Source organism: Nitrospirillum guaranorum, from assembly GCF_034653275.1.
GTDB lineage: Bacteria > Pseudomonadota > Alphaproteobacteria > Azospirillales > Azospirillaceae > Nitrospirillum.
Genome location: NZ_JAYEES010000004.1, coordinates 1186861 through 1198977, shown reverse-complemented (window position 1 = coordinate 1198977; position 12117 = coordinate 1186861). Strand labels below are relative to the sequence as shown.

The window sequence follows — 12117 nt, the reverse complement described above, 5'->3', positions numbered from 1 at the left end:
AGGTTAAGAGGGCGTGGCGGGAGGCTCGCCGTCGGCCGGTGTCCCGTCCTCGGCCTCATCCTGGGCCAGGTGCCGGTCCAGGGTCTGCTTCAGGGCCAGCAGCATGGACCAGCCCAGCTGGCCCTGGGCCAGGTTGTAGGCGCTCATTATGCCGGACAGGCTGCCGAATATCACAGTGCTTTCCATGGTGCCGGGCACCTCGCGTTGATCAGGTCGTGGACCGGTTCTCGCTGGGTGATACGGCGGGAATAGGGCGACCCGTCGCCGCTTGAAGGCCTGGCCGCGGGAATGGGCACGGCCTCGATCTTCGTGAATTATCCATATACTTCAAGGCATTGACATAGGCGGCGGCGTATTGCCCTATCGGTCATGCATCTTTGGGGTGCGCGGTTTTAGCGCGGGGCGTGCCGTGGACACGCCGCCGCCGCGCCCCATTTCGGCTCCAATCCGCCGCGACCGTGGGCGGACGAAAGGACGGACGGGCCCGGTTGGGGGTAACCGCCGCCTGGAAGGAAGGAGCAAACCATCATGAAGCATATCAAAGTCTTGGGCGCCGCCCTGGTTCTGATGGCCGCGTCGGCCTGCGCCACCGCACCCCATCCGGCGCACGCGCAGCCGGCCCACCCCGCCTATCTGCACGCCCTGTCGGATCTGCGCATGGCCCGCGCCCTGCTGGACCGCCCGGCGGAATACAACGTGGTCCGTGACCAGTTCGCCGCCATCGACCATGTGAACGGCGCCATCGGCGAAATCCGCCATGCCAGCTACGACGATGGCAAGGACCCCAACTGGAACCCGCCCATCGACGCCAACATCAACCATCGGGGCCGTCTCAGCAAGGCGCTGGATCTGATCGGCTCCGCCGAGCGCGACCTGCGGTCGGAGGAAGACAATCCCTACGCCGCGGGCTGGCGCAACGCCGCCTTCCACCATCTGGAAGAGGCGCGGCACGCGGTGGAGCATGCCATCATGGACAAGCGCATCGATGAGGATCGCTACTGATGACGCGGCGTGCGGGCGGCGGCGTCCGCCGCCCGCTTCAGCATGGGATGGGACTAGAAGTTGAACCGGACACCGGTGGTGGGAGAGATGTTGTCGGTGTGCAGGTAACCCGACGCCAAGCCGCCCGCGACCTCGGAGTACATGACGCCCAGGTAGGCGTCGAAGCGGCGGGCGAAGCGATAGTCGGCCACCAGGGAATAGGCGTTCAGCGTGCCGGAGCAGGTGGCGGCGCTGGCGTCCGAGCAACTCTTGGCCCCGAAGCTGTTCTGGTCGTAGTGGTAGAAGCCGGCCGACAAGTCCACCTTGGGCGTGACGGCGTAGCGCGCGCCCGCCCAGGTGACCTGGATGATCTTGTCGTGGACGAAGGCGCTGTTGTTCACGAAGGCCAGTGTATATCCGCCAATGTCGGTCGAACCGGCGCGCAAGGGGACCGAGGGATTGGCGAAGTCGATGTACTCGTACCCCGCAAAAAGCTTCCACTGCGGGTCCAGGGCGTATGAGGCCATGGCGGCGTAGGAGGTGTTGTCGGAAATGGTGGCCGCCAGGGAGTTGCTGGGGCTGTAGCCCAGCGCCGTGGCTTGGGTCACCTGGGCCGCGGTCAGGCTGCCGGCCGAGACCATGTCCTGTTTCTGGGCGTAGGTGATATCGAAGGACAGGCCGCTGACCTCGGCGCCGGCGTTCAACTGCAGGGCGTTGCCGTGCATGCCGCCGTTATCCTCACCGAACTGGTACATGGCGCCCACGTGCAACGGCCCGAACTTGTTCATGTACTTCACGGAATTGTCGAGACGGAAATCCTCCGTGCTGCCGCCGCCGCCCGTCAGGCCGGAGAAGCCGATGACGGAGAAGGCGTAGGCGCTTTGCTGCGGATCGTAGGTGATGATGTTGTCGGCCAGGATGGTGTTCTGGCGGCCGAAGGTGACGATGCCCCAGTCCTTGGAACTGACGCCGACATAGGCCGCGCGGTTGAACGCCTGCCCGGCGTGGCTGGAATCGCCGTTGGCGGTCTGCTTGGTCAGGGCCACGCCGTCGTTGGCGGCCATGGAGTGCGGGCCGTCGGCCAGTTGGCCCGACTGCGGATTGAATCCCGTCTCCACCTTGAACAGGGCTGACCAGCCGTCGGCGAATTCCTCCGACCCGCGCAGGCCCACCTTGGACTGGCTGAGGCCGTTGGAGGACAACGAGGCGATACCCTTGTTGCCATTCTTGCTGACCAGATAATCCAGCCCCGGCGGGTAATAGGGGCTGAGCGGCGCGCCGTGCGACTGGTATGAGAAGCCCATGTCGACGGTGCCATAAAGGGTGATGCCATAGAAGGTCAGGCTGCCGTCCTTGGGCAGCTGGGGATGGGCGGCCGCGTCCGCCACCTTCTGCGCCGCTTGCGCCGCCGATTGGGCGGCCTGGGCCTGTTGCGCCGCCTGTGCCGCCGTCTGGGTGCTGGCGGCCGTCTGGCCCGCCGTCTGGGTCTGCTGCGCCTCCAGCGTGTTCAGCCGGTCCTGCATTGCCTGCATGGCCTTGGCCTGGGCTGCCATCTGGGCCTGGGCCTCCTGCATCTGCTGGCGCAGCTTGCGCAGTTCGTCGGCGTCGCTGGCGCGGGCCGTGGCCGGCGCCAGGGCCAGCAGGGCACAGACGGCGGTCATGGCCCAGAGGCCCCCAGTCATGGGCGTCACGCGCCCGCGGGATACCCTGCCTGCCGGCACCAAGGCATGATTCATCATCAAGGTCACGAGAGCCCCTCCCACATTTGGCGGTTTTTCTTGTTTGCGCGGCACGGGAATGCAGCGCCCGGTGGCCGATTCAGGCCAGCGGAATACATTCCCAAAGACTAAAACTTGAGAACTTGGCGTCGTTTCTCTAGCGCCTTCTGGGCCGGCCTTTCGCGCGCCGCTCCCCATCAGTATCGCTTATCATTTGATTAGAGGGCGTGATGGAGTTTTAAGAAATTAAATACGCTTTCATGAGTCTAAATTTATTTTTAATCGCCGGCGTGGATGCCGGGTTCTGGATTCTTTTCAGAAAATTATTGGTTAACAAATGGTTGCCAGATTGATGGTCACGTTTGCAGTCGCCGCCTGGGCGTCATTTTCTGTCCCGCTCCTGGATCCTTCCACCTGGCGATCCTTGACTGGCTAGGCTTGCATGGGGGGGCTTGCCCCCCGGGTGGCGCTTCCCCGGGGCCGTGAACCGTGACACGATGGGTTGACCTCTCAACCCCCCGTTGGCCGCACCCGCGCCGGCATGCCATGACCGCCTCTTCCGCCGACAGCCATCTCAGCTTCCGCCGGTATCGGCCGGCGGGGTTTTGCCACACCCATGACCATGCCCAGATCGTGCTGCCTTGCCAGGGCATCCTGGAGATGGAGGTGGGCGGACGTGGCGGGCGGGTGGATGCCGCCGTCGCCGCCTTCGTCCCGCCGGGGGAGGTGCACTGCCAGCGGGCCGAGGGCGACAACCGCTTCCTGATCGTGGATTGCGCCGGCGGCGAGGGCGCCGGCGCGCCCGACGAGCGCATGCTGGAACGGTTGGGCCGCCGTACCTTCCTACCCCTGACGCCGGCCGTGCGCCGCTTGTTGGACTTCATCACCCTGACCGCCGGCCCCGCCGACGGGGGCGGCCGGACCCTGGACGGCCTCGCCCGGCACTGGACGCCCCTGCTGCTGGATACGCTGATGGCGGAACCGGCCCGCCCCGCCTCGCGCCTGCATGCCCTGCTGGCCCGGCTGGAGGCGGCGCCGGAGCGGCCGTGGACGGTGGAAAGCATGGCCCGCGCGGCGGGTCTCAGCGCCAGCCGCCTGCACGCCCTGTTCCGGGAGGAACTGGACCAAACCCCCCAGGCCTACGTCGCGTCGTTGCGCCTGGCCCGCGTCATGGACCAGCTGGCCGGCACCACCCTGCCCATCGCCCAGATCGCCTACCAGTCCGGCTATGCCGACCAGAGCGCGCTGACCCGCGCGTTGCGCCGCGCCGTGGGCCTGACCCCTGCCGCCTATCGCCGCCAGCATGGGCGGGGACAGTAAGGGATGCGCTGGTGCCAAAGACTGCCTGTGCCCCAGCCCTAATTCTGTTATCATGTGTTCATGAGCGTCCTATCCCCCATTATGTCGGAACATGAATCCGAAGAAGCAGCGGCCCGCTACGACCGCTGGTTCCGGGAGAAGGTGCGCGCTAGCCAGGAAGACGGCCGTCCTCTTATTCCGCATGACGCTGTCATGGCGGAGATGGATGAGATTATCCGGCGCGCTGAAGAGCGTGTCGCCCAGCGCAATGCCACGTCTGCGACGTAGGCCCTTCTGATGCTGATCATCTCCTGGCGTGACTCAGCCCGGAATGATTTGGCGCATATTATTCAATTCATTGCCGACCGTAATCCTTTCGCTGCCCGTCGGATGCGGCAGATCATTGAGGATGCCGTCCTTCCGGCAGCCGAGCATCCGTATCTCTTCCGTCCCGGCCGGGTTCCCGGCACACGTGAGATCGTTGCTCATCCGAACTACATCGTGATTTATCAGGTGCTGGACACGCACATTGAGGTGCTGGCCGTTCTGCACACGCGGCAGGATTATCCTTGAGTGGCAATAGTCCGAGCCCAAACAATGGGAGGATCCGTCTATAGACTTGGCCGCCCCGTCGCCATTTTCAGGGCGACGAAAGGGTAAGGGTCATGAAGACGGATAGGACCATGCTGGCCGGAATCGGCTGTGGGGTGATGGCGGGGGCGTTCTGGGGCGTGGTGTTCCTGGGGCCCCGGGTGCTCCAGGCCTTTTCCCCGCTGCAGCTGGCGGCCTCTCGCTATCTGCTGTACGGCCTGGTTTCGGGGGGGCTGATCCTGTCGCGCTGGCCGACGCTCAAAAGTCAGGTGGGGCGTGGGGAATGGCTGGCGCTGCTGCGCCTCAGCCTGCTGGGCAACGTCATCTACTATGTCTTCCTGGCCAGCGCCGTGCACATGGCCGGCGTCGCCGCCACCTCGCTGGTCATCGGCCTGTTGCCCATGGCCGTCACCTTGGTGGGCAGCCGGGAGCAAGGGGCGGTTCCGCTACAAGCCTTGATCCTGCCCTTGCTCCTGGGGGGGCCGGCGTGGCGCTCATCGGCGTCGACCTGATGGGGCGGCCAGGCGCCGGTGACATTTCGATAGCGGAACGATTGTTGGGGTTGGCATGCGCCGGTGGCGCGCTGGCCTCCTGGACCCTCTATGCCGTGCTGAACAGCCGCTGGCTGGCCCGCCTGCCCGGCGTGTCGGCGCATGACTGGTCGCTGCTGACCGGCGTTGCCACCGGGGCCCTGGCCACGCTGATGGCCGCCCCCGCCTTCCTCTGGCACGCCTCGCCGCATGCCGTCGGCGATTGGGCCCTGTTCTGGGGCGTCAGCGCCGGCGTGGCCATCGGCGCCAGCGTGGTGGGCAATGCCCTTTGGAACCGGGCCAGCCGCCTGCTGCCCCTGACCCTGATGGGGCAGATGATCCTGTTCGAGACGCTGTTCGCCCTGCTGTACGGATTCCTGTGGGACCAACGCTGGCCCACCATCCTGGAGGGCCTAGCCATCCTGGCTCTGGTCGCCAGCGTGGGCCTGTGCGTCGGTCGCCATCATCGCCGGCCGGAAGACGCCGCCCCCGAGGTTGGAACCCCAGAGGCGGCGTAAGCCTCACAACGCGCAGTCGAAGCTCTCGGCGCTGTTGAGGTCACCCGTGCCCTTGTAGCGCGCCACCTTGGGGTAAGGGCACAGGGGCCGGGTGCGGCCGGGCCAGGGGGTGTCCGGCCCGGCGCTGGCCAGGATGCGGTCCGGCGCCTGGCCCTGCTCCACCCAGCGCACCAGGGCGCTGAAGGCGTCATAGTGCGCGGTCGCCGGGCCGCCAGCGCAATGGTTCATGCCCGGCACCGGGAAGACACGGACGAAGGCGGCGGCCTTGCCCCCCTCGCGGCCATCCACCTCCCGCCACCAGGTCAGGGTGTCGTTGATGGAGAACACGGGGTCGGAGGCGCCGTGCGGCACCATCAGCTTGGCGCCCCGCGCCTTGAGGCCCGACAGGTCGGGCGAACGGGCCGACACGTCCTGCCAGGCGGACCGTGGGAACGTGGCGCTGGTGGCCGTAAGCCGCGCCGCCGTCTGGTCGATGTCCAGGCCCATCTGCCAGCGCAGCAGCGCCTGCGGATCCGGCGGCAGGGGCGTGGGCGGTGTGGTGAAGACCGAGGCCAGCGAGGCGCCGCCCAGGGCCACGTTCAGGCTGGGCACCTTGTCGGCCAGGCCCAGCTTCCAGATGCGCCAGCCCGGGGCGGCCACACCGGCATCCCAGGGCCAGTCGCTGTATATCGCCTGGCCGGCCTTGGTGCGCGGGCCGCCATAGGACCGGGTGATGGCGGTGACCTGGTCGGCGCTGAGGCAGCCGTCCGCCTTGGCGCCGGCGCAGGTGCGGGCCTTCAGCGCCGGCGCCACCTTGGCGGCGGTGCACTGGGCGAAGGTGCCGACGATGCCGTCCTTGGCGCCATCGTCGGCGTCACACGCCTCCAGCACCGCGTCGCGGACCAGGTTCAGGTCGGCGTCGCTGAAGGCGGCGGACAGCAAGGGGAAGGACGGCTGGCCATCCGGCCCCTTGGCCAGTGCGGCGAAGGCCTGCACGTCCCACGCCTGGGCCAGGGCGGCGCGGGGCAGGGCGAAGCCGGGGGCGCTGGCCAGGATGCCGTCGAACTCCTCCGGATGCTGTTGGGCGAAGACCATGCCTTCCTCCCCGCCCTTGGAACAGCCGACGAAGTAGGAGCGGTGGGCCGCGTCGCCGTAGAAGGCCGCCACCAGGGCCTTGGCGGCATCGGCCACGGGCTTCAGCGAGGCGTTGCCGTAATCCGCCCGCGCCTGCGGGTCGAAGCCGAAGGCGGTGGTGCCGCCGTGCGTCGGATCCGTGTTGCGGCTGTTGTCGTGTCCGGAATCCTGGCTGACCACGGCATAGCCCTGTACCAGGGCCGGCGGGGTGTCCGAGCCGGTGGGGCCGATGGCGTTGCCGACCTCGCCGTTGGTGCCGCCGCCGCCCTGGAAGAAGAAGCCCTGGTTCCAGGCGGTGGGCAGGCGGACGTGGAAGCGTATGGCGTAGGCCTGGCCGTCCACGCCGGTGTGCTCATGCATCACGCCGTAGACGTCGCAATGTTCCGGCAACTGCACCGGCGTGCCGGGGGCGCCCGGCATCATGGGCGGCAGGGTGATGGGGCCGGCCGCCTGCGGTGTGGCCGAGATGATGCGGGTGCTGCCGTCCGGCCAGCGGCCGGCCATGGTCTTTTCCAGCGCCAGGCAGCGGCCCTTCAGGTCGGGCTCCGCCGCGCGGGCGCCGCCCAAGGGGACGGAGAGCGCCAGCAGGCTGGCGGTGGCCGCGAGGCTCAGGGTCAGGGGGTGATGAGGCATGGGGTGTTCTCCGTCAGAACTCGCGGTGCAGGCGCAGGCCGTATTCGCGCGGCGCGCCGTAGAACTCATTGTTGCCGGACTGGCCGGTGACGTACTTCCGATCGGTCAGGTTGGTGGCATAGGCCTCCACCGTCCAGTCCCCGGACCGCAGCGTGACCAGGGCCGACAACAGGGTGCGGGCGGCCAGGTAATCGGTCACGCGGGAATAGAGGATGTCGGTATAGCTGGGCCCGACATAGGCGAGGTTCAGGCGGGGGGTGAGGGTCATGCCGTTGGGCAACTCGATGGTGTAGTCGACACCGGCGTTGCCGGTCCATTTGGGCGAGAACAGGTTGGGCCCGCCGCCGCCGGTGCGCAGGTAGCCGGTGTAGTCGAAACAGACGGGCGGGTTGCTGGCGGTGCCCGCCGGACACTGCGGCCCCAGGGTGCCGGGCGGCAGCAGGCGCTGGTCGACCACGGTGATGGAGCCCAGCTGGCTGTCGACATAGGCGAAGCCGGCATCGGCGCCGAAGGCGCCGAACTTGGCCTGCACCTGGCCCTCGACGCCCTTGATGGTGGCGTCGGCCAGGTTGACGACGCCGTTCTGGCCGTTGGTCAGGTCGATGCGGCCGAACTGGAAGCCCTTGTAGTCGTTGTAGAAGGCGCCCAGCTGGGTGCGCAGGTGGCCGTCCAGCAAGGTGGACTTCCAGCCCACCTCGTAATCCCACACCGTTTCCGGGCTGAATTCCGAGGTGGAGGAGTTGAAGCCGCCCGGCTTGTAGCCCCGCGCGGCGAAGGCATAGAACAGGGTGTCGGCGTCCGGCTTCCAGTTCAGCGCCACCTTGCCCGTGGGCATGCTGTCGTCATGCCGGCCGGCGGTATCGGCCACCTGCAGGCCATTGGCGGGGAAGACGGGGATGCCGCGACCGATGTAGACGCCGCCGTCGCCGGTGACGTGGAACCAGCTTTCGCGGGCGCCCACCTGCAGTTCCAGATCCGGCGTGATCTTGTAGCCGCCCTGGGCGAAGACACCGGTGGTCAGCTTGTTGTTCTTGGTGCCGATGTTGGTGGGGAAGCCTGCGTTCTCGTTCAGGATGTCGACATCGATCTTGTTGCGCTGGTAGTAGCCGCCGACGATCCAGTTGAAGGCGCCATCGGTGGGGGAGAGGATGTTCACCTCCTCCGTCCATTCCCGCTCGCGCACGTACTGCTGCTCGGTCTGGGTCGCGGCCTCGGTGGCGTCGCTGTCATAAAGGTTGTTGATGCGCTTGTTCTGGAACCCGCTCAGCGACCGCACGGTGATGCCGTCCTCGAACTCATAGCGCAGTTCCAGGCTGTTGATGATGGCGCGCTCGGAATTCTGCGTGGGCGCGTTGTAGTCCAGGTTGCGGATGCCGGGCACGGCAGCGTCGGCGTACAGCGTGCCCGGGACGGGGCGGTAGGCGTAACCGCCGGTGTTCTTGTTGGCCGCCTCCACCTTCAGCAGGGCCTGGAACGCGCCGGGCCGCCACAGCACCCCCAGGCGGCCATCCGTCTCGTTCAGGCCGCCGGGCTGGTTGTGATAGGGGCCGACGTCGTCATAGTAGCTGTCATGCTCGCGGTGGTTGGCGGCCAAGCGGATGGCCAGCGTATCGGTCAGGGGGATGTTGATGGCGCCCTGCGTCGCCACGGTGGCGTAGTTGCCGTAGGCCACCTCGCCATAGCCCTCCACGCGATCCAGCTCCGGGCTTTTGCTGGTGATGAACATGGCGCCGCCGGTGGAGTTCGATCCCACCAGTGTGCCCTGGGGACCGCGCAGCACCTCGACGTTGGCGATGTCGTAGAAGCTGTTGGTGGTGACGATGGGCGGTTGGAACAGGCCGTCGATGTATGTCGCCACGCCGTTGGCCACCTGGGGCGATCCGCTGGCCAGGCCGATGCCGCGGATGTTGACCGACTGGGTCAGGCCCGCGTCCGTCACCGTCAGGGCGGGCGAGGCGAACTGCAGGTCCGACAGGCGGGTCACCGCCTTGTCGGCCAGCTTGTCGCCACTGATGGCCATGGCGGCGATGGCCACGTCCTGCAGGTTCTCGGTGCGGCGTTCGGCCGTCACCACGATGTCCTGAAGCGTGTCGCTGGCGGGCTGGGGGGCCGACTGCGCCAGGGCCGATGCCGACAGGCACAGGGCCATGGCCGTCGCCATCGTCGCGGAAGTGGCCTGTAAAGTCACCTTTACCATTTTATGATGCCTCCCTCGGATTTTATTGGGCGGCCTCCGGATTGACCGGGGCGCCGACGTTTTGCTGCTTGGGTACAGGCGGTGCTTAAAGCGGCGCGGTGCCGACGCGGTGTCGGCCGCCATAGCGTGTGGCGGGCCCGTCGGAGATGCAAACGCGGACTGGTGCTGGCGTCATGCCTGGTATCCTCCCCGCCGGCTTTCTATGAACCGTGCTTGGCCAACACTGTTATATTTCATAACTTCTGTCAATGGCCCCGTTTGCAAGAGTGTCTCAGGACTTGGCCTTGACCTCATGCCGTCCGCCCGCCATACCCCAGGAAACGGATAAGAACGGTTGAAAATCGGGGTTGAAATAAAATGTCAAACGCAGCGGGCGGCACCCCGTCTTCGGCACGCATCCTTATCGCCAGCCTGGTGGGCACGGCGGTGGAGTTTTATGACTTCTACATCTACGCCACCGCCGCCTCGCTGGTCTTCGGGCCGCTGTTCTTCCCCGTGGCGTCGCCCTCCGCCCAATTGATGGCCGCCTATGGCAGTTTCGGCATCGCCTTCCTGGCGCGGCCGCTGGGCTCCATCGTCTTTGGCCACTTCGGCGACCGCATCGGGCGCAAGTCCACGCTGGTGGCCTCGCTGCTGTTGATGGGGGGCTCGACGGTGCTGATCGGCCTGCTGCCCACCTATGACAGTATCGGCTGGCTCGCCCCCTTCCTGCTGTGCGTCCTGCGGTTCGGCCAGGGCTTCGGCCTGGGCGGGGAATGGGGCGGGGCCGTCCTGCTGGCGGTGGAGAACGCGCCGCCCAGCCACCGCGCCCGATACGGCATGTTCCCTCAGATCGGGGCGCCGGTGGGTTTCATCGCCGCCAACGGCCTGTTCCTGCTGCTGGGGGAGTTCCTGACGCCGGCCCAGTTCCAGGATTGGGGTTGGCGCCTGCCCTTCCTGGGCAGCGCCGTGCTGGTGCTGCTGGGCCTGTGGGTGCGCCTGAAGCTGACGGAGACGCCGGCCTTCGCCAAGGCGCTGGAGCAGGGGCCGCCGCCCGCCGTGCCGTTGGCCGAGGTGGCGCGCGACTTCCCCCGCCAGACGCTGGGCGGCACCTTCGCCGCCATCGCCTGCTTCGCCCTGTTCTACCTCGCCACCGCCTTCGCCCTGGGCTACGGCACCACCACCCTGGGCTACAGCCGCACGGCCTTCCTGGGGGTGCAGTTGGGCGCCATCCTGTTCCTGGCCGTGGGCATCATCGCGGCCGGCTGGTGGGCGGATCTGGCTTCGCCGCGGCGGGTGCTGATGGCCGGCTGCGTCATGACGGCGCTGGTGGGCCTGGCGCTGGCCCCGATGATGGCCAGCGGCTCGCTGACCGTGGTGGGGTTGTTCCTGTGTCTGGCGCTGCTGGTCATGGGCTTCGTCTACGGTCCCCTGGGGGCTTGGCTGCCCAGCCTGTTCCCGGCCCGGGTGCGGTACACCGGCACGTCCATGACCTTCAACCTGGGCGGCATCCTGGGCGGCGGCATCGCGCCCGTGCTGGCGCAGTCCCTGGCCCAGTCGGGCGGGCTGCCCTATGTCGGCGCCTATCTTGCCGGCGCCGCCCTCATCAGCCTGGCGGCGCTGTATCCCCTGCGCGGCCGGCCGGGCGCCGTGGCCGTGGAGACGCCGGGTCCCTGACGGGCAAGGTGACCGGTGTCAGTTGCCGCCCAGCAAGGCGGGGTTCAGGGAATAGCCGCCCACCATGCTGGCACGGTCCAACACATGCCCCGCCATGGCCAACAGCGTGGAGGTGCCGTTGATGGGCCCCACCACCGGCAGCCGGGGAATGTCCAGGGCGTGGACGGTGAAGACGTACCGGTGGAAGATGCTGTCGTTCCATGGCGGGCAAGGGCCGTCATAGCCGTAATAGTCGCCGGTCCGCGCCCTGTCCTCCAGGAACAGGATGGTGAAGTCGTTCAAGCCATGGCGGGCGCCCGCCGGTTCCGGCGCCGAAGGGCCCGGCTTGCCCCGGTTGGTGATGCCGGCGCTGTGCCGGCCTTCCTTGACCTCCCGCACACGGGCGGGCAGGTCAATCAGGATCCAATGATAAAAGGGCACGCGGGGCAGGTCGGCTGACAGGGTCCTGCCTTCCCGGTTGGCGTCGTGCCAGCGGTGCGGGGCGTCCGGACTGTGCACGGTCAGCACGAAGGAGCGCGTCCCCGCCGGCGGATCGCTCCACGCCACATGGGGATTGCGGTTCGCCCCCGGCCGGACACGGCCGATGCCGGAACTGACGGCGTAGGCGCAGGCATCGGGCAGGCGGCCGCCGTCGCGAAAGCTGTTGCTTGTGATCTGCATGGGGTCCTTTCTCACCCCAGCAATATGCCCCGATCTGACGTGCAGAACTCAAGTGGTTTTCAATCAGATGGTCAATTGGGTGGGCGGCTTATGACCTTTGGCACCATCGTACGCCCAGCGTCACAGGCGCTGCGGCGCCACCCCCGCTTCCCTTGAAGAAGCCTTCCGGGAAACGATGGTGGCGCCGTTGAACGCGATTGGGCAGTGAAATGTTGTAAATG

General features: G+C 67.3%; 12 protein-coding genes. 7 read left to right on the top strand and 5 right to left on the bottom strand.

Features of this window, described 5'->3' with window-relative positions; all coding sequences use genetic code 11:
• Positions 1–3: 3 nt before the first annotated feature.
• Complete coding sequence (locus tag UAJ10_RS27070) at positions 4–186, bottom strand: hypothetical protein (protein WP_322918468.1); 183 nt, start codon at positions 184–186, stop codon at positions 4–6.
• A gap of 342 nt (positions 187–528) precedes the next feature.
• Between UAJ10_RS27070 and UAJ10_RS27065 the strand changes: the two genes are divergently transcribed.
• A complete protein-coding gene (locus tag UAJ10_RS27065; RefSeq protein WP_322918467.1) occupies positions 529–1002 on the top strand; it encodes a hypothetical protein in 474 nt (157 codons plus the stop codon).
• 53 nt (positions 1003–1055) lie between these two features.
• Here the strand turns inward: UAJ10_RS27065 and UAJ10_RS27060 are convergent, their stop codons facing one another.
• Positions 1056–2642: a porin gene (locus tag UAJ10_RS27060; RefSeq protein ID WP_322918466.1), complete on the bottom strand. Its 1587-nt coding sequence runs from the start codon at positions 2640–2642 to the stop codon at positions 1056–1058.
• Between the two features lie 603 nt (positions 2643–3245).
• Here UAJ10_RS27060 and UAJ10_RS27055 point away from each other — a divergent pair.
• The 5 genes from UAJ10_RS27055 (at position 3246) to UAJ10_RS27035 (ending at position 5637) form a co-directional block, all read left to right on the top strand.
• Positions 3246–4019: an AraC family transcriptional regulator gene (locus UAJ10_RS27055; RefSeq protein WP_322918464.1), complete on the top strand. Its 774-nt coding sequence runs from the start codon at positions 3246–3248 to the stop codon at positions 4017–4019.
• Between the two features lie 60 nt (positions 4020–4079).
• Entirely contained in the window at positions 4080–4286 is a 207-nt protein-coding gene (gene relB / locus UAJ10_RS27050) for a type II toxin-antitoxin system RelB family antitoxin (protein ID WP_322918462.1), read from the top strand.
• A 9-nt stretch (positions 4287–4295) separates the two neighbouring features.
• Positions 4296–4571: a type II toxin-antitoxin system RelE/ParE family toxin gene (locus UAJ10_RS27045; RefSeq protein WP_088873100.1), complete on the top strand. Its 276-nt coding sequence runs from the start codon at positions 4296–4298 to the stop codon at positions 4569–4571.
• Between the two features lie 92 nt (positions 4572–4663).
• The gene (locus tag UAJ10_RS27040) at positions 4664–5101 is read left to right on the top strand and encodes an EamA family transporter (protein WP_322918461.1); all 438 of its coding nucleotides are present in this window, start codon (positions 4664–4666) and stop codon (positions 5099–5101) included.
• Between the two features lie 44 nt (positions 5102–5145).
• Positions 5146–5637, top strand: a complete 492-nt coding sequence (locus tag UAJ10_RS27035) for a DMT family transporter (RefSeq protein WP_322918459.1) — start codon at positions 5146–5148, stop codon at positions 5635–5637.
• A gap of 3 nt (positions 5638–5640) precedes the next feature.
• On the opposite strand, the gene UAJ10_RS27030 is transcribed toward UAJ10_RS27035, so the two are convergent.
• Both UAJ10_RS27030 and UAJ10_RS27025 read right to left on the bottom strand, forming a co-directional pair.
• Positions 5641–7383, bottom strand: coding sequence for a tannase/feruloyl esterase family alpha/beta hydrolase (locus UAJ10_RS27030; protein WP_322918458.1), 1743 nt, complete (start codon positions 7381–7383; stop codon positions 5641–5643).
• Positions 7384–7396: 13 nt separating this feature from the next.
• Complete coding sequence (locus tag UAJ10_RS27025; RefSeq protein ID WP_322918457.1) at positions 7397–9580, bottom strand: TonB-dependent receptor; 2184 nt, start codon at positions 9578–9580, stop codon at positions 7397–7399.
• 357 nt (positions 9581–9937) lie between these two features.
• Here UAJ10_RS27025 and UAJ10_RS27020 point away from each other — a divergent pair, with 357 nt between their 5' ends.
• Positions 9938–11236: an MFS transporter gene (locus UAJ10_RS27020; RefSeq protein WP_322918456.1), complete on the top strand. Its 1299-nt coding sequence runs from the start codon at positions 9938–9940 to the stop codon at positions 11234–11236.
• 18 nt (positions 11237–11254) lie between these two features.
• On the opposite strand, the gene UAJ10_RS27015 is transcribed toward UAJ10_RS27020, so the two are convergent.
• Positions 11255–11896 carry a YbhB/YbcL family Raf kinase inhibitor-like protein gene (locus tag UAJ10_RS27015; RefSeq protein ID WP_322918455.1) on the bottom strand — a complete coding sequence of 214 codons (642 nt, stop codon included), beginning with the start codon at positions 11894–11896 and terminating at the stop codon, positions 11255–11257.
• Between the last annotated feature and the right edge of the window lie 221 nt (positions 11897–12117).